A 17,166-nucleotide genomic window follows, 5' to 3' on the forward strand; every position below is an offset into this window, starting at 1 on the left:
CAGGGAACGTGCCGGGTCAGTTGGCCCAGGGAAGGGGAGCGTCGGAGGTGCCCCAGTACAGGGACTTCTGCCGTTGGTAGGCGCGGATCGCGTCACGGCCCTTCTCCGTCCCGAGGCCGCTCTCCTTCCAGCCGCTGAACGGGGTGGCGGCGCTGAACTGCTTGTACGTGTTGATCCAGACCGTGCCCGCGTCGATCCGGCTGGCCAGCCGCCAGGCCGCTCGCGCGTCGCGGGTCCAGATGCCGCAGGCGAGGCCGTAGACGGAGTCGTTGGCCTGGCGGACCAGGTCGTCCTCGTCGTCGAAGGGGAGCGCCACGAGGACCGGGCCGAAGATCTCCTCCTGGCAGGTACGGGAGGAGTTCGGCAGGCCGTCGAGGACGGTCGGCAGGTAGTACGCGCCGTCCCGGTAGCGCTCACCGTCCGGCGCGGATCCGCCGCACAGCACCCGCCCGCCCTCGGACCGGGCGAGGTCGACGTAGGCGGCGACGGCGTCGCGGTGGCGGTGGTGCACGAGGGGGCCGACCTGGGTGGACGGGTCGGTGCCGGGCCCTACGCGCAGTTTCCGGACGCGCTTGACGAGCTCGCCGACGAAGGAGTCGTAGATCGCGCGGGCCACGAAGAGCCGAGAGCCCGCGATGCAGGACTGGCCGCTGGACGAGAAGATCCCGAACAGCACACCGGCCAGGGCCTGTTCGACGTCGGCGTCGGCCCGGACGATGGTCGGCGACTTGCCGCCCAGCTCCAGCGAGGCGGGGATCAGCTTCTGTGCCGCGATCGCGGCGATCGAGCGGCCCGTCGAGGTGCCCCCGGTGAACCCGATACGGGCGACGAGGGGGTGGCGTACGAGGGCGTCACCGACCACCCGGCCGCTGCCAGGCAGCACGGACAGGAGCGCGGTGGGCAGGCCGAACTCGTCGAGCGCCCGGGTGATCAGCCGGCCGAGAGCGAGGGAGACCAGGGGCGTCCAGGCGGCCGGCTTGAGGAGGACGGCGTTCCCGGCGGCCAGGGCCGGGGCGATCTTCTGCGCGTCGCTGGCGATGGGGGAGTTCCACGGGTTGATCGCCCCGACGACACCGATCGGCTCGTGCACGCTCATCGTCAGGTACGCCCCGCGCGGCGGGGTGAGCGCGTCCTCGGCCGTCTCCAGGGCCGCCGCGATGTACCGGAAGGTGCCCGCGGCACTGAGGGCGAGCGCGCGGGTCTCGGCGAGGGTCTTGCCGGTGTCGGCGGTCTGGAGGGCGGAAAGCTCGCCTGCGGCCTCCTCGGTCAGCTCGGCGATCCGGTGCAGCAGCCGGGCGCGCTCGTGGGGGAGGAGGTTCCGCCAGGCCGGGTCCGCCACCGCCGCCGCGGCGGCCTCGGCCGCTTCGGCGACCTCCTCGGCCGATGCGGAGTGGACGGTGGCGACGATCCGTCCGGTCGCCGGGTCGACGGTGTCGACCGGGTCGCCGGCACCGCGCCGCCACTGGCCCGCTATGAGGATGTCGGTGGGGAACTGAGGCACGGCAGAACCTCCGGTGAGGCGGCGGACGTTGGGCTTCGGCGGAGGGGGACTCCCGGATTGCCGAAGCGCTTGAAATCTAAGGGCTTAAATATCTCCGCGCAAGAGTCGAAGGGAAAGTCGTTACTGTGGTGGCCCTGAGCGGGGTGTCGATCGCGCAGCGGGTCGATGGCGGTCAGGTAACGGGGAGATTCCTAAGGCCTTAACCATTGACCCCTTAGGTAGTGCCCCTTACTGTCTCGGCAACTCCTCTGTTCGCGGAAGGACTCCCTCCATGACGACTGTGGCCGGCAAGCCAGGCCTCGGCTCCATAGCCGCGCGACTCGAACGGCTGCCCCACTCGCGCTGGCACGTCAAGGTCCGCTTCCTCATCGGCGCCGTCACCTTCTTCGAGGCGTTCGACCAGCTGCTCGCCGCCTCCGCGCTGCCCGTGCTGATGAAGGAATGGCACCTGACCACGGGCCAGGCCACCCTCGCGGTGACCTCCGCCTCCCTCGGCATGCTCATCGGCGCCCTGGCCGCCGGATGGATGGGCGACCGGATCGGCCGTGTGCGTACGGTCGCCCTCGGCGTCGCCGTCACCGGTCTCGCCAGCCTCGCCGTCGCCTTCTCCGGCACCATCGAGACTTTCTCGCTCTTCCGGTTCGTCCAGGGCCTCGGCATCGGCGGAGTCGTACCCGTCGCCGCCACCTACATCAACGAGATCGCCCGCTCCGACAAGCGCGGACGCTTCGTCCTGCTGTACGAGATGATCTTCCCGGCCGGCCTCGCCGCGGCGACGCTGGTCGCGGTGTGGGTGGTACCGAACTTCGGCTGGCGTGCGATGTTCGTCATCGGCACCCTTCCCGTACTGATCGCCGCCCTGCTGCCCCGCCATGTCGCCGAGTCGCCGCGCTGGCTCCTCTCCCGAGGGCGGACCCAGGAGGCCGAGGAGACCATCGCCCGCATCGAGGCGGAGGTCGCCCGCGCCACCGCACAGCCGCTGCCCGCGCCGGACCCGCACGTACGAGAGGAGTGCACGACCCCGGGGCGCTGGGGCGACCTCTTCCGCGGGCGCTATCTGCGGCGCACGGCGGTCCTGTCCGGCCTCTGGTTCGTCGCCTACTACGTCAACCACGGCATCTCGACCTGGCTGCCGTCCCTGTACACGAAGCAGTTCGGCCTCGACCTGACCACGGCACTCGTCTACACCCTGCTCAGCAACGTCACCGGCCTGCTCGGCACCCTGATCGTCGCGCTGCTGGTCGACCGGATCGGCCGCAGGCCCGCACTGATCGCCGCGCTCACCGGCGGCGGGCTCTCCCTGGGGGCGCTCGCCCTGGCGGGCGCGACCTCGGGCGGCCAGGTCGCCGTCTTCGCGTCCTGCACGACCTTCTTCCTCTACGCGATCAACGCGGGGCTCTACCTGTACTCGCCCGAGCTGTACCCCACCGCCAACCGGGCCAAGGGGGCGGCCTTCGGCGGCCTGTGGAACCGCCTCGGCGTGATCATCGGCCCGGTCACCGTCGGTGCGGTCATCGCCGCGGGCGGCAGCCTCTCGGTGGTCTTCGCGCAGCTCGCCGTGGTCGCCACGGTCGGTGCGGTGATCGCCTGGTTCGCGGTCGAGACGAAGGGCAGGACGCTGGAGGAGATGAACGCCTGACGTACCCGGAAGGGGGTGGCGGTCCGAGCGGAGATCACCGCTCGGGCCGCCACCCCCTTCCGCCCAACCCCTCAGGGGTAAGATTCTCAGCACCGTGAGAACTCGCACGAGGGGCTGGGGATGGCTGCATCGAAGTCGGCGGACCAGGACGCCGTGGCGAAGGTGATCGAGGACTGGGCGCGCGAACGCCCGGACCTGGACACGAGCCCGCTCGAAGTACTGGCCCGGCTGCACCGCTCCTTCCTCCGCTACAGCACCCGGCTCACCACCTCCATCGAGCGGCACGGCCTGTCGGTGGCCGGCTTCGACGTGCTCACCGCCCTGCGACGGGCGGGCGAGCCCTACCGGCTCACCGCGGGACAGCTCGCCGACTCCGGCCTCGTCTCCTCGGCCGGCGTGACCCTGCGGATCGACCGGCTGGAGAAGGACGGCCTGATCGTCCGCGAACGCGACGCCGACGACCGCAGGATCGTTTACTCCCGTCTCACCGACAAGGGCCTGGCGACGGTGGACGCCGTCTTCGCCGAGCACCTCGACAACGAACGCAGGATGCTCGCGGGCCTGTCACCGGCCGAGCGTCGCCAGATCGCCCGCCTCCTGGGCAAGCTGGAGACGTCCATCCTGGCCTCGGACGAGCCCCAGGCCCAGTGAGCCCGCGGTGGCAGGTGGTGGGTCAAGCAATCAGGGACTTGCGCCACGCGGTGGTCACGGGAGGCCGGCGAGCTGCTTGGCCGTACCACCCGAGACCACCCGGTGCGTGCCTGCCTGGCCGACCGGCACGACGGGCGCGCCGGTACGGAGCGACAGCCGGGCGATGCCGGTGCGGAAGGCTTCCGGCGGCTCTTCGCCGCGTTCCTGCGGGTGGACAGGCCGCCTTCGCCGTAGATGAGGACGAGCCGCCCGGCGCGCAGGGCCTCGGCGGCGAGGTCGAGGGCGTCGGCGGCGCGGGCACTGTTGCGGTACACCGGGATATGGCCCTCGCGGGTGAGCGCCCGGCCCAGCCACGGGATGCGCCACAGGCCGGCCATGGCGGCGACGACCGGCTCGATGCCGAGGCGGTGCAGCGCGGTGAGGACGATCGCCGGGTCGGCGAGCGAGGTGTAGTTCGCGACGACGATGCTCGGCACTCTGGCCGAGGCGGCGGCCGGCCTCTGCGCGCTCGCCGTCCTGTCCTCCCTGACGTGGCGGACGGCGCTGGCGGTGGCGGTCGGTGGGCCATTCGGCGACCTGCTGGAATCGAAGGTCAAGCGGGGTGCCCGCGCGAAGGACGCGGGTAGTTGGCTGGCCGGGGCGGGCGGTCTCCTGGACCGAATCGACTCCCTCCTCGTCGCCCTGGCGGTGCTGCTGGTGCTGGGCTGAGTCCCACGCCGTGGAGGCGGAAACCGGAGATGCGGCGAAGGGCCCGGCATGATCGGCGAGACACACCCTAGAAAAAAACTAGGTGTTGCTCCACCCGGCCGTGCTGGAATACGAGTCCAGCAGATCCACCACGAAGACCAGGGGCGAGCCGGCCGGGATCAGTGGCGAGGGTGACTGATTGCCGTAGCCGAGACGCGGGGGAACGATGATCTCGCGCCGGCCGCCGCCCTTCATCCCCCTCACCCCCCGGTCCCAGCCCTTGATGACCCGGCCGCTGCCCAGGGCGAACGTGAACGGCTCACCTCGGTCCCAGGAGGCGTCGAACTCCTTGCCCGACTCGAAGGCCACCCCGACGTAGTGGACCCTGACCACCATGCCCGGCTTCACCTCGGCCCCGTCCCCGACGACCAGGTCCCGGACGGTCAACTCGGTAGGAGCGTCACCGTGCGGAGCGACGACCTCGGGCTTCGTCAGTTCTCCCATTGCTGCCTCATCACGCGGTGACGGGGAAGTCCGCCTGCTCCCCGCACCCGCGTGGTCATCCCGTCGGCGCGATGTCAGCCCACAGGGCGGCGCCGTCGGGTGAGAGCGGCGCGGCCGCTCCGCCCGGCGCGCTGTCGTCCCGGTCCCACCACAGGCCCTGGCCGGCCGTCAGGACACGCCCGTCCGTGCTCGTCCGCCAGCGGCCGTGCAGCACATGGAGCACCCCGGCGTGCCCGGCGGGTGGCACGACTGGGCCGGCGACCTGGTCCACGCGGATGGTCCAGCGGCCGCGCCGCACCATGATGTTGAGTACCCGGCACGCGCCGCCGGGCAGTTCGGCGGCCGGCTCGTCGTCGCCGGAGAACGCGAACGGCTCGCCCGCGCGCGCCACCAGCCGGTCGAACACGCCGGGGCAGGTGAGCCGCACGCCGTCGCCTGTGAGCAGGGTGAGTGTCCGGTCGATGCCCGGGAACGCCGAGAACGGTCCGTCCCGGTCGATGTCGGCGACGCTCGCGCGCCATCCGAACTCCTCCGTGCCCGCCGGCCACGCGGCGATCTCCCTGGTCGCGCCCCCGCCGTTGCGCCACGGGCTGACCGGCAGTGTCTCGACATCGAAGTGGTGCACGTGCGGGCTCCCTGGGGGTGTGCGGTACGCGTGTGGATCATATGTGCGTGGGCGACCTCGGCCGCGCGTGTGCGCCGTAGCCGCCGACCGCGGCGTGGTGGCGGCCGGCCGTCGTACGTCCCGGTGCCATGTGAGCGCGATGCCGCACCCCGCAACACCCAGAGGCTCCCGTCCGCCTCGCTGACGGGGCTGCCCGCCACCTCCACTCCGTCATTCCCTCGCACGTGCTTGGCCTATACCAATTGCTCAGGTCCCAGTAGTCTCGTCCGTGGCCAGTGGTACGGACTTCCCCCCACCCCGGTTGTGCGCTGGCACGGGCCACGCCGACTCACCACCGCCTCGAGCAGCCGGGTGCCCCCGTTCGCCGCCTCCAGGAGGATCACGGTGAAAGTTCGCACGACAAGCTCGGCGATCATCGGCGCCGTCTGCCTCGTCGCCTCCCTCGCCCTGAGCACCGCGTCCGCAGAAGACCGCGCACCCCGGCACAAGGTCACCAAGATCGCGCTCACGAAGGTGGCCACGGCACAGAACCCGATCGCGGGGGCCGCCGGTCCCGGCGGCAAGGTCTGGATCGCCGAGCGGGCCGGCACGGTCCGGGTGTTGGGCGACCAAGGGCTCGGCGAGCCCGTGCTCGACATCTCCGCCGAAACCACCACCGACGGTGAACGCGGCCTCCTCGGCATCGCGTTCGACAACGCACGCGCGCACTTCTACATCTCGTACACGAATCTCGAAGGCACCAGCACCATCGACGAGTTCGCCGTACGGAACGGCAAGCTGCGGCCGGACACCCGGCGCACGGTCCTCACACAGACGCAGCCGTACTCGAACCACAACGGCGGCGACATCAAGTTCGGGCCCGACGGATACCTCTACATCGCGTTCGGCGACGGCGGCGCGGGCGGCGACCCGCACGGCAACGGACAGAACCTCGACACGCTGCTCGGCAAAATGCTGCGGATCGACCCGCGCGGCGGAACGCCGTACGCGATTCCTGCGGACAACCCGTTCGTGAACGACCCGAACGCGAAGGACGAGATCTGGGCCTACGGGCTGCGCAACCCCTGGCGGTTCTCCTTCGACGCGAGCACCGGCGACCTGCTCATCGGCGACGTCGGCCAGAACGACTGGGAGGAGATCGACTGGGCACCGGCGCGCGACAAGGGCGGCGAGAACTACGGCTGGTCCCAGATGGAGGGCAACCATCCCTTCCGGGGCGGCACGGAGCCGGCGAACCATGTGCGCCCGGTCCACGAGTACGCCCGCGGCGGCCTCGGGTGCGTGGTGACCGGTGGATTCGTCTATCGAGGGGACGCGATCCCGGCCCTGAAGGGCCAGTACGTGTTCAGCGACTACTGCGACGGCACCCTCCGCTCGCTCACGATGAAGAACGGCACGGTGACCGCGGTGAACGACCTCGTCGTCAACGCCGGCGAGGTCGTCTCGTTCGTGCAGGGCCGCAAGGGCGAGTTGTACGTGCTGGCGCAGGGCGGCACCATCGCCCGCATCGACCCGGCGTGACGTCCCGCGCCGTGCCGGTTCGGCCGTGCCGCGCGTTCCACCGACTCCCACCCTGGGCATAGTGCTGGGGTGATCACCAAAAGTGGCGAGGCCGGCGACGGCCGCGACGCCGGCAGGTCGGGTCCTGAAGGCGCCGGTGACGAAGAGGCACAGGTCATCGTGGTGGGGGCGGGGCCGGCGGGTTCCGCCGCCGCGGTGCACCTCGCGCGAGCGGGTGTGGACGTGCTGCTCCTGGAGAAGTCCGGTTTCCCCCGGGAGAAGGTGTGTGGCGACGGGCTGACACCGCGCAGCGTGTACCAGTTGGTGCGGATGGGCATCGACATCGACGCACCGGGGTGGATGCGCAACAAGGGCATGCGCTGGGTCTGCGGCGGCCACCAGGCGGAGATCGACTGGCCGCGTCTGGGTGCCCTGCCCGATTTCGGACTCACCCGCAGCCGGCACGACTTCGACGACCTGCTCGCCGCTCACGCCCGCGCCACCGGAGCGCGCCTCCGTACCCACGTGAAGGTGACGGGCCCGCTGACCGACCGGGCAGGGCACGTCATCGGCGTGTCCGCCTCCCGCGGACCGGAGAAAGAGCCGGTCCGCTACCGGGCGCCGTTGGTGATCGCCGCCGACGGCGCCTCGGCGCGCACGACTCTCGGCCTGGGGTTCGAACGAGACGACACGAGGCCCGTCGCGGCCGCTGCCCGCCGGTACTACCGCAGTGAGGCCCGTACGCACGACCCCTACCTGGAACTCTGGGCAGACCTGCGCTGTCCTCGCACCGGACGGGATCTGCCCGGATACGGATGGGTGTTCCCCCTGGGGGACGGGCGTGTCAACGTGGGCCTCGGTGTCCTGCCGCAGGGACGGCGGCGCAGGCCGGTGGACCTGCGAGCGGCACTGGACCACTGGCTGCCCCGCCTGCCCGCGGACTGGGGGCTGGACGAAGAGACCGCCGACTCGCCCCTGCGCAGCGCGCCGCTGCCGATGGGACTGAACCGACGCCCGCAGTACCGACGGGGCGTGCTGCTCGTGGGCGACAGCGCCGGCATGGTCAGTCCGTGGAGCGGCGAGGGCATCGCGCAGGCCATGGAGGCCGCCGAGGTGGCGGCGGACATCATCGCCCTGGCACTGGTCCGCCCGGCCGGACCGCGCCGGGAACACGCGTTGCACCAGTACCCGGCCGAGATCCGGCGCCTATGGGCGCGCTACTACCGGCTGGGCAACCTCGCCGGGGATCTGGTCTTCTCGCGCTACGGCTTCCGGCCCGTCCTGCACCCCCGTGTGATGGCCTCACCCCACGTGCTGCGCACCCTGGCCCGCCTGCTCACCCATGTGACCGATGAGCCAGCACAGGACACCATCGACGCAGTCCTCCACGGGCTGCTGCGCCTCGTCCCCGCTCCACGGATGTAGACCGCTCGCCGGCGCCCCCGGACTCCGGCGCTCCCGGGGCTCAGACGCGGACGATGACGAGGGCGATGTCGTCGCGGGCTCCGCTGGCGACGCCGAGGCGCACGAGCAGCGCGTCGGCCAGCTGATCCGGGCCGAGGTCGGCGAGGTCGCCCAGGGCGGTGGTGAGCCGGTCCAGGCTGGTGTCGATGTCCTCCTCGCGGCGTTCGATCAGCCCGTCGGTGTAGAGGACGAGGGTGTCACCCGCGCGGTACGGGGTGCCGGCCTGCGGCCGGGGAACGTGCTCGGGTCGGGCTCCCAGTGGCGGGTCGGTGGCCTGGTCCAACAGCTCACACGTGCCGTCCGCGTGCAGCAGCACCGGCGGAGGGTGCCCCGCACTGGAGTAGACGAGCAGCTTGGAGCGGGTGTCCACGAGCACGCTGACCGCGGTCGCGGCCAGCGCGCCGTCCACGGAGCGGGCGTACATGCCCAGCACTTCCAGGGCCCCGGCCGGCCCGGCCACCGCCCGACTGGCCGCGGACAGCGCGCTGCGGAGCATGCCCATGACGGTGGCAGCCTCAAGCCCGTGCCCGACGACGTCGCCCACGGCGACGGTGAACCGCCCCTCGGCCAGGTCGACGGCGTCGTACCAGTCGCCGCACACGTTGAGCGAACCGACAGCCGGTAGATAGCGCACCGCCACGTCACTGTGCCGAGCCAGATCCGGGGAGTGCAGCATCGCCTCCTGCAAGGTGACGGCGACCTCCCGCTCCCGGGCGTGCGCCGCCCGCAGCTGCTCGTTCAGCCGCTGCAGCTCCCGCGAGCGGGCATACAGCTCGGCCTCCATCCCCTCGCGCTCCGTGGTCCGGCGCCCCTCGTTCCGGCCCCGGAACCGGCGGGAGCGCATGAACGCCGTCACGTCCTCCACGCGGTGGATGATCCACGCGACCCGCCCGTCCGCGTTCTTGACCGGGGTGTTCACGGGGGACCACCAGCGTTCCTCGAACACACCGGGCTGCGAGGCGACGGGGATGTCGTACTTCTGCACCGCCATGGTGTCGGCCTCACCGGTGGCCAGCACCCGCCCCAGCGACGCCCCGAGGTTCCTCACCCCGTCCGCGCCCGGGTCGGCGGGATTGTCGGGGAACGCGTCGAAGACGTGCTGCCCGAGCAGATCCTCCCGGGTGCGGCCGGTCGCCCGCAGGTACGCCTCGTTGACATCCACGATCACCAGATCCGGTGCCAGCACCAGATACGGGCTGGGCGTCGCGGCGAACAACGCACCGTGGTCGATCTCCGGCCTCACAGACCTTCCGATCCTCGTTCTGAGAGGGCCCCCTCCGTCCAGCGTACGTAGCGCTCCGACCGACCGCGCCTCAGCAGCCCGTCCGGCGGGACCGGCCGCCGTCACCCGGCCACTCCACTGCGGTGGCCGGGTCGGTGGGGTGGGCGTTGCATGGGAGGCAGCGCGGTCCACCCGTCTCGTCGAAATGGGCGTTCACACAGTGGCTGGTGAAGATCACCCGGACAGCCGGTCCGCCCCCGAGGGGCTGGAGCGCGCTGTACTGGACGCGCTCTTCTCCCAGTCGCCCATGGGCCTGCACGTGTACGACCAGGAGCTGCGTCTGGTACGGGTGAACACGGCGGCCCGGCTGATGCCGGGGTTCCCGTTCGACCAGTTGCTCGGCCTTACGCTGCCGGAGATCCTGCGGACCTTCGACATCACCGACCCCGCGGCCGTGGAACGGGCCGTTCACCGGGTGCTGGAGACCGGCGTGCCCGAGCTCGACATGACCATCCGGTTCCGCGACCGCAGTGTCCCTCCGGTCGAGACCGTCACCTCGGCGTCAGCGTTCCGCCTGCAGCGGGCCGACGGCACCGTGCTGGGGCTGGCCGCCGCGCTGACCGACATCACCGCCCGGGTGCGGGCCGAAGCGGAGGTGCGCCTGCAGAACGAGGCGGCCGCGCGGATCGGGACGACGCTCGACATCTTCCGTACGGCGGCCGAGTTCTGCGAGGTCGTCTCACCGGCTCTGGCCGACACCGTGACCGTCGACGTCTACGACGTGGTCCTGTGCGGCCGGGCTCCCCTCGCGGACGCCCTCGAACGGGATCAGACCGTTCGACGCGTGGGATACCGCTCGGTCGCCGGACCGGACCAGCAGGGCGTCCCCGCCGTCGGCGAGGTGGACGTGTACCCACCCGGCACGCCGTACCGAACCGCCCTGGACACCCTGGCCCCGAAGCTGATCCGGCGACTGCGCCCGGACGCCCCCTGGCTCGATCCGCGACGCCGGCGGCATGCCCGGATCCTGAGCGCGGGGGCGCATTCCATGCTGCTGGTTCCGATCCGAGCGCGGGGTGTGGTGCTCGGCCTGGCCTGTTTCTACCGCTGGCGCGAACCGGCGCCGTTCGACGACCGGCACCTGAGGCTCGCGCAGCAGCTCACCCTGCTCGCGGGCCAGTGCCTGGACAACGCTCGCCTCTACGGGCGTGAGCGCTCGGCCGCCCGCGTTCTCTCCGGTGGATTCGCCCAGGCACAGGCATCCGTCGTGACGGCCGTCGAACTCGCCCGCACCCACCTGCCCGTCGGCACGGGCGGCGGCTGGTCCGACGCCATCTCCCTGTCCGGGTCCAGGGTCGCCCTCGTGGCCGGAGACACCACGTCCGGGACGTCGTGTCCGGCGGCGATGAGCGAGCTTCGCGCGGCGATCGAGGCGCTGGCCGACCTCGACCTGCCGCCGGACGACATCCTCCAGCGCCTTCACGACCTCGCCAGTCGCCCGAACACCCCGCCGGACACGGCCGCACCCGAAACCGGTGACGGAACGCCCGCCACCTGCCTCTGCCTCGTCTACGATCCGGTCACCCGCCTGTGCACCGCGGCGAGCGCGGGACACCCGTCACCGGTTCTGGTGCATCCGGGCGGCGCCGTCGAACTGCTGGATGTCGCGGCCGGACCACCTCTCGGGCAGGGCCTCGCGGAGTACGCGCTCACGGAGCGCGTCCTGCCCGAAGGGAGCACCCTGCTGATCTGCAACACCGCTCTGCTGGCCGCGGCCGGCGGCCGTGAGTCGCTCCTGAGCCGGCTGACCGAGCTGTTCGCCGAACCGCAGCCCTCGCTTCAGGCCGCGTGCGACAGGTCTGCCGAGGCCCTCACGACCGAGCGGCCGCTTCGCGACGCCTATCTGTTGCTGGCCCGCACCCGTACGTTGGGCGACTCCCGGACGAAGGCGTGGACGTTTCCCAACAGCCCGGAGAGCGCCGGGCAGGCGCGCAGGAGAGCCGTGGACCAACTCGCGGCATGGGGACTGGCCCAGGACGTCATCGACGACACCGCCCTCGTCGTCAGTGAGCTGGTCACCAACTCCGTGCGCTACGCGAAGGGGCCGATCCAGTTGCGCCTCATCCGCGACGGCACGCTCGTGTGCGAGGTCACCGACGACAGCAGCGCCAGTCCGCACCTTCGCCGCGCCCTCGGCACGGACGAGAACGGCCGGGGTCTGTTCATCACCGCCCACCTCACCCAGCGCTGGGGCGTGAGGCCCTCAGGACGAGGCAAGACCCTCTGGGCGGCACGCACCCTCGCAACGCCTCCGCCCCTCGGGCCCGCCCCCGCTGCCGAGGCGTGAGTTCCGACCGTACGCGGGACAGCGGTCCGCGGTGCTCCGACCACCCAGGGCCCTGCGCGCAAGGGCGGCTGAGGATGCGTCGGCTCTGCCTCGTCACGCCCAGCTCTGACGACGGCGCCAGAAAGCGTGCCCACGCCAGCGCTGCTCCTGGCTATAGGCCTCGGTTCGATTGCGCTGGTAGGCGTTCGCAATGCGGTCCAGGAACGCGCCGTAGGCCGCGAGGGAGTCCGTTGCGTCGGCCAGGCACCGGTCCACCGTTGCGCCGGCGGCCGCTCCTGTGTGAAGGGCCGTCAGGATGCCCTGGGAAGAGAGCGGGTCGAAAGCGATGGCGGCGTCTCCCGTGGCCAGCCATCCAGGGCCTGCGGGCGGGGACAGCCGCAGTCCGTGCGCAGCGGTCCAGTGCGGGGGCGGGGCGTGGGCGGGGTCGTAGCCGTCGACGCGAGCGCGGATGTGGCGGGTGCGTGCGACTTCGCCGAGGAACCCCTCGGCGGTGCGCAGAACGGTGTCGGCGAGATCGACGTCGGTCAGATGGGCGACCACCCGTCCGGCAGGCACCCTGGCGGTGTACCACCAGCCGTTGGGCGCCGCCTCGACCAGCGTCCTGAGCTCGCTGTCGTCGCCTGCACGGCCGGGCAGGCGACGGCTGAACAGGGCGAACACGGCCACCAGCCGGTCCTGCCTGCTGCGATGAGCGAGGCGGCGACCGATCACCGCACGGCGTCCGGTGGCGTCCACGACCCAGTCGCAGGACACCTCCTTCAGGCGACCCTGTTCACGGACCAGCAGGCGCCGCTCTCCGGCGTCGGTGACATTCCGCGACACGACGTCGGCCTCTCGCAGCCGGGCACCAGCCGCGACCGCGGCATCGCGCAGGAAAGTGTCGAACCGGATCCGGTCGAGATGCCAGCCGTGTCCGTGCGGGTCGTAGAGGTGACTTCGGCCGTGAAGTGCCTCCGACCCCCAGGACGCACACGTGCCCGGGCAGCGGAGGTGGGCATCGGCGGCGAAGGCCGGCCACAGGCCCAGATCGTGCAGCAACGGCCGGGCCGCGGGAGGCAGCGTCTCCCCGACCTTGAACGCGGCCGTCGCCGACTCTCCCGTACGCCTGTCGACAAGGAGGACGCGCCGGCCCGCCCGCGCCAGTACGAGGGCCGCCACGGCGCCTGCCGGACCGCCTCCCGCCACGACCGCCTCGACGCGCTCGGTCACCGTGGTCGCGTCGGTCGTCGCGGTCACCGTGCGTCCGGGAAGCGTACGACCTTCTCGAAGTAGCCCGCCATCACCTCCTCGTCCGGCGCGTCCGTCTGGGCGATCGCGGCGGCCACGGCGGCGTCGCTCAGCTCGTGGTCGGCGGCCTCCGGTACGTGCAGGCACCGCAGATTCCGCAGAAGGGGCGGGGGCTGCTCGGAGCGGAAGCCCACCTCGGACTCCACCAGCATCGTCGCAGGCAGGTCCGGATCGGCGCCTGGTGCTGCGCGCCGTTCCACGAGGCCGAGTCTGCCGAAGTCCTTGACCATGGCGTTCATCTGCTCGATGCGGTCGGCGGGCAGCCACCGGTCCCAGACGGCCCGGCGTTCGAAAGCCGTCTGACGTTCCTCGGGGGTCAGGTCGGGGTCGACGGCCTTGTCGTAGTCCTCCTGGGTCAGCACATGATTGGGGACCCGCGCGGGCCAGAAGGTGGGGAGATACGGGTCGTACCGCGGACCGAAGCCGAGGTAGTACCCGGATCGGCAACGGGCGGTGTCCGTCTGCCAGGGCACGGCCATCCAGCGGGTCAGATCACCCGGCCCCTGCGCGTACAGCGGACCGTCGACCGCGAGCGCCGTCTGGGGGGTGAGCACACTGCCGTACGCCGGTTCGGGCTGGCTGTGGTCGCGATGCCGCAGCCGGAACGGAGCGGAGTACATGGTGGAGTGGCGCATGGGCCAGGAGAGTTCGCAGCCGGGATGGAAGGCATCGGCCAGACAGAAGGAAAGGGCAGCCCGGTCGAGCGTCCCGGGGCGTTCCACGAGCGGAACGTCCTCAAGGCTGGAGGGGGCCACCGCCTCCGGATCGTAGTCGGCGTCGAAGTTCCCGTCCGCCCAGCGGGCCAGCAACGCGTACTGCACCGAAGTCAGCGTCAGATGCTGCCGCGTGGACGTGGGCCGCACGCTCATCGCGTCGCCGTAGAGCGGTGGCCACGGTACGGGGGACAGGCCGTCACGGTCGGGGTCCCGCATCGTGGCCCAGATCTGATGGCGCAGCTCTGCGTGGCGCGGTCCGGGATCGGCGAGCCTGGCGAGCCGCTCGGGAGCCAGAAGGTGTTCGCGTCCGCCGTGTCCGAACTGGGCCGCGATTCCACGGTTGACCCACTGCAGGTCGCACATGCGCCGCAGGATGGGCAGGACGTCGCGGGTGAACGAGACGCGGTGCGGGGTGGGCAGCATGCCCACGGTCACGAAGGTGTCGCGCATCAGGTCGTACATCGTGCGCACGGACTTGAGCTCCGGCGCGAAGTTCGGCGGCGCCACCACCACCCAGGCCGGATCGACTGGTACGACGCGGCCGTCGATGCGGACCTGCGCGGTCACCGGTCCGTCGGAGATGTCGTCGTGCCAGCCGTTGTTGTTGGCGAAATGCGTGGCCTGGGTGTGGTCCTTGGAGGCAGAGGCACCACGCCCCCCGAGGAAGATCAGCCGGCCGGCGCCGTCGGTGCGCAGCTCACCCAGGTAGACGCGCTTCCCCAGGAATGAGCCCGTGTCGAACCGGTGCTCCGGTCGTCCTGCCCGGTCCCGGCCACGGATCGACCTCGGACCGGGGTCGATGACCAGCTTGCCGCGCTCCTCCGGGCCGGTCACCATGGCGTTGCGCAGTGAACTCGGCTCCGCCTGGGCCGCCTCGGGGATGTCCAGGGCCAGTTGGAACTGGTACCAGGCGGCCTTCTTGTTGGCCACATGCACGGTCCAGCGCAGGTCGGCGTTGTCCGCCGTCAGCTCGGCGACCGGCTCACCCGCCGCGTTGTAGCCGTAGACACGAAAGCGCGCGGCTTGACGCTTGATGGCTCCCGTCGCGTCCTTGTAGGTGCCGGTGGGCAGTGGCGGGGGATCGTCGACCTCGGGGGCGAAGAAGAACTCGTCGGAGCTGTCGCCGATCCGGGCGATACCGATCGCGGGGTGGACAGCGGCCCGTACGATCCGGGTGTCCCGCCCGTGCGGTTCGACAGACGTCGGCCGTGCGGGACCGGGTTCGGTCGCCGGAATGCCGTTGGCGTCGCGCCGCCGTGCCGCCGACGCCCGGTACACGACTCTGCGCGCCTCGGCGACGCTGCCGATCGGCCGGTGTTCGGGCAGGCTGTGCCAGGGGCTGTAGGCGAGGTTGTCGCCGTAGACGTCCTGGCCGCGCGCCAGGACGTCCTGCCGGTGCAGGGTCAGTCGCGCCACGCGGACGGGCGCGCTCTGCGTCTCCTCCCAGCGCACGGTGGCGCGGTCCAGAGGCATACGGTCAGGGTCCGTACGGAATTGGACCATCAGGTCGAAGGCGGCCTCACCGGCGGAGAGACGGTGCCGCAGGTCCCCGCGCAGAAACGAGGGATCCTCTTCCGGCGGCGCCGCTTGAGGGTCTCCCGGCGCGCAGACGACAGGCTCGAGCTTGTACTTCACGTAGCGGTCGGATCCGAACGCGTACGGCAGCACACCCCAGTACGTGGCCTTCAGCGTACTTTCCTCGTGCTTTCGCATCTCCTGGAGAATGCGGCGAGTGAGAGGGTGGGCGTCTTGGTACGCCACGGGATCCTGCTGGAACTCGCAGAAGTCCCGAGCGGTGTCGACGAAGAAGACGTCGTGGTTCTGGACCACGAGGTCCTGTGTGTCCGCTTGGCCTTCGTCTTCCAGCAGCTTGGCTCCAGGAACCCCGAAGAGCTTGATGCCCATGCCGACGGTTCGGCGGAAGCCCGTGCGGTCCGGCAGGGTGTCGCTGGAGAAGCGGACCCAAGCGGTCAGGCCGCCTTCCCGTTCCTGTGCGACCTTGAGGAAGCCGACACGAAGTTCCACGGGCAGATCGGGGTCGACGGTGAGAACGCCACGGGCGGCACCGTGGTATTTGACGAAGACCGGTCGCAGGACCGGATCCTGCCCCTGGGCGATCCTGCTCCCCATGCGCTCACCCACGAACTCGGCCAGGATCCCGGCGATGGGCTCGTTGGCACAGTCGGTGGAGGCCGTGGCGGTGTTCCGGTGTGGGGTGGGTGTGCCCGTCATGCCATGCTCTCCCGTTGGTCGGCCGATTCCGTGTCTTTTGCTCATGACTGGAGCAAACCCGGCCCGAATATTCCTCGCGGGACGCAAGCCGCGCGGATGGCGGCACGGCGGCTCGCCATCAACGATGTCGTTACGTACGGTGATGAGTGATTACTCATCGTGGCGGCGTGTGAGGTGTTCATGGGTCAACAAGTGGTGGACATCAGCCAGCTGAAGCTGGAGGACAATCCCAAGCTGCTCTCGCCGCCACGTCTGGTCGAGCTGTACCAATGCGCCATCGCCGTCACGGTGTTCGACTTCCTCCCCCATGCGGAGATCGACATCGAGGTCGACGGGACCGTCGAGGTCACCCAGCAGGTGGGCTTCCCCGAGCCGGTCGGGGCGACGCTCCCGCTCCCCGCAGCGTTGGTGGCCGGACAGACCGTGCGTGCCCGGCAACGCCTGAGCGGCCTGGAGAGCGACTGGAGTCAGCCGTCGACCGTCCTCGACCACACGAGGGAGTTCCCGGCCGGGCCTCCCCGGCCCCAGATCAACCCCGCTCCGCAGTCCGCCTTCGGTCGAGCATCTCGTCCAACCCGGCCCCGCCCCGCTGCCGACCCCGGCGATCGATCCAGGTTACGAGGGCAGTGAGCAGCTACGCATCACCGGCATCGCCAACGGCGCCCGGGTCTCGCTCACCCGCAACGGCGTGCCGGCCGGCACCTACCGATGCTGGGGCGGCGCCCTGCTCGTCTCGTTCGGCACACCGTTCACGGCCGGAGAGACGGTCACCGCGACTCAGCGACTCTGTG

At 71.1% G+C, this 17,166-nt stretch carries 12 protein-coding genes and 2 pseudogenes; 7 read left to right on the forward strand and 7 right to left on the reverse strand.

Annotation, left to right across the window (positions count from 1 at the left end; translation table 11 throughout):
• Positions 1 to 16: 16 nt before the first annotated feature.
• Positions 17 to 1,501, reverse strand: a complete 1,485-nt coding sequence (locus ACF09C_RS29105) for an aldehyde dehydrogenase (RefSeq protein WP_392095740.1) — start codon at positions 1,499 to 1,501, stop codon at positions 17 to 19.
• Positions 1,502 to 1,772: 271 nt separating this feature from the next.
• On the opposite strand from ACF09C_RS29105, the gene ACF09C_RS29110 reads away from it, so the two are divergent.
• Together ACF09C_RS29110 and ACF09C_RS29115 are read left to right on the forward strand one after the other, a co-directional pair.
• Entirely contained in the window at positions 1,773 to 3,140 is a 1,368-nt protein-coding gene (locus tag ACF09C_RS29110) for an MFS transporter (protein WP_392095742.1), read from the forward strand.
• 120 nt (positions 3,141 to 3,260) lie between these two features.
• Positions 3,261 to 3,791 carry a MarR family winged helix-turn-helix transcriptional regulator gene (locus ACF09C_RS29115; RefSeq protein WP_392095744.1) on the forward strand — a complete coding sequence of 177 codons (531 nt, stop codon included), beginning with the start codon at positions 3,261 to 3,263 and terminating at the stop codon, positions 3,789 to 3,791.
• A gap of 60 nt (positions 3,792 to 3,851) precedes the next feature.
• On the opposite strand, the pseudogene ACF09C_RS29120 reads toward ACF09C_RS29115, so the two are convergent.
• Positions 3,852 to 4,261, reverse strand: a pseudogene (locus ACF09C_RS29120) (lysophospholipid acyltransferase family protein); the annotation flags it as partial.
• A 1-nt stretch (position 4,262) separates the two neighbouring features.
• Between ACF09C_RS29120 and ACF09C_RS29125 the strand changes: the two are divergent.
• Positions 4,263 to 4,499: pseudogene (locus tag ACF09C_RS29125) on the forward strand (phosphatidate cytidylyltransferase); the annotation flags it as partial.
• A 78-nt stretch (positions 4,500 to 4,577) separates the two neighbouring features.
• On the opposite strand, the gene ACF09C_RS29130 reads toward ACF09C_RS29125, so the two are convergent.
• The gene (locus ACF09C_RS29130; RefSeq protein WP_392095746.1) at positions 4,578 to 4,982 is read right to left on the reverse strand and encodes an FKBP-type peptidyl-prolyl cis-trans isomerase; all 405 of its coding nucleotides are present in this window, start codon (positions 4,980 to 4,982) and stop codon (positions 4,578 to 4,580) included.
• 55 nt (positions 4,983 to 5,037) lie between these two features.
• Complete coding sequence (locus tag ACF09C_RS29135) at positions 5,038 to 5,607, reverse strand: HutD family protein (protein ID WP_392095747.1); 570 nt, start codon at positions 5,605 to 5,607, stop codon at positions 5,038 to 5,040.
• A 384-nt stretch (positions 5,608 to 5,991) separates the two neighbouring features.
• Between ACF09C_RS29135 and ACF09C_RS29140 the strand changes: the two genes are divergently transcribed.
• Positions 5,992 to 7,128, forward strand: coding sequence for a PQQ-dependent sugar dehydrogenase (locus ACF09C_RS29140; RefSeq protein ID WP_392095749.1), 1,137 nt, complete (start codon positions 5,992 to 5,994; stop codon positions 7,126 to 7,128).
• A gap of 69 nt (positions 7,129 to 7,197) precedes the next feature.
• Positions 7,198 to 8,532, forward strand: coding sequence for a geranylgeranyl reductase family protein (locus tag ACF09C_RS29145; protein ID WP_392095750.1), 1,335 nt, complete (start codon positions 7,198 to 7,200; stop codon positions 8,530 to 8,532).
• Positions 8,533 to 8,572: 40 nt separating this feature from the next.
• Here ACF09C_RS29145 and ACF09C_RS29150 read toward each other — a convergent pair whose 3' ends face one another.
• The gene (locus tag ACF09C_RS29150) at positions 8,573 to 9,814 is read right to left on the reverse strand and encodes a PP2C family protein-serine/threonine phosphatase (RefSeq protein ID WP_392095752.1); all 1,242 of its coding nucleotides are present in this window, start codon (positions 9,812 to 9,814) and stop codon (positions 8,573 to 8,575) included.
• A gap of 199 nt (positions 9,815 to 10,013) precedes the next feature.
• On the opposite strand from ACF09C_RS29150, the gene ACF09C_RS29155 reads away from it, so the two are divergent.
• Positions 10,014 to 12,140 (forward strand): SpoIIE family protein phosphatase, encoded by a 2,127-nt coding sequence (locus tag ACF09C_RS29155; protein ID WP_392095754.1) that lies wholly within the window; start codon positions 10,014 to 10,016, stop codon positions 12,138 to 12,140.
• Positions 12,141 to 12,233: 93 nt separating this feature from the next.
• Here ACF09C_RS29155 and ACF09C_RS29160 read toward each other — a convergent pair whose 3' ends face one another.
• A complete protein-coding gene (locus ACF09C_RS29160; protein ID WP_392095756.1) occupies positions 12,234 to 13,376 on the reverse strand; it encodes a tryptophan 7-halogenase in 1,143 nt (380 codons plus the stop codon).
• Complete coding sequence (locus tag ACF09C_RS29165; protein ID WP_392095757.1) at positions 13,373 to 16,375, reverse strand: LodA/GoxA family CTQ-dependent oxidase; 3,003 nt, start codon at positions 16,373 to 16,375, stop codon at positions 13,373 to 13,375. The genes ACF09C_RS29160 and ACF09C_RS29165 overlap by 4 nt, the downstream gene beginning before the upstream one ends.
• A gap of 180 nt (positions 16,376 to 16,555) precedes the next feature.
• Here ACF09C_RS29165 and ACF09C_RS29170 point away from each other — a divergent pair, with 180 nt between their 5' ends.
• Positions 16,556 to 17,005, forward strand: a complete 450-nt coding sequence (locus tag ACF09C_RS29170; RefSeq protein ID WP_392095759.1) for a hypothetical protein — start codon at positions 16,556 to 16,558, stop codon at positions 17,003 to 17,005.
• Positions 17,006 to 17,166 lie beyond the last annotated feature (161 nt).

This window comes from Streptomyces sp. NPDC014870 (assembly GCF_043081505.1).
GTDB lineage: Bacteria > Actinomycetota > Actinomycetes > Streptomycetales > Streptomycetaceae > Streptomyces.

Excerpts from the sequence above, each read along its gene's own strand:
- ACF09C_RS29110 (WP_392095742.1), top strand. The coding sequence starts at position 1,773 with ATGACGACTGTGGCCGGCAAGCCAGGCCTCGGCTCCATAGCCGCGCGA.
- ACF09C_RS29115 (WP_392095744.1), top strand. The coding sequence starts at position 3,261 with ATGGCTGCATCGAAGTCGGCGGACCAGGACGCCGTGGCGAAGGTGATC.
- ACF09C_RS29130 (WP_392095746.1), bottom strand. The coding sequence starts at position 4,982 with ATGGGAGAACTGACGAAGCCCGAGGTCGTCGCTCCGCACGGTGACGCT.
- ACF09C_RS29165 (WP_392095757.1), bottom strand. The coding sequence starts at position 16,375 with ATGACGGGCACACCCACCCCACACCGGAACACCGCCACGGCCTCCACC.
- ACF09C_RS29170 (WP_392095759.1), top strand. The coding sequence starts at position 16,556 with ATGGGTCAACAAGTGGTGGACATCAGCCAGCTGAAGCTGGAGGACAAT.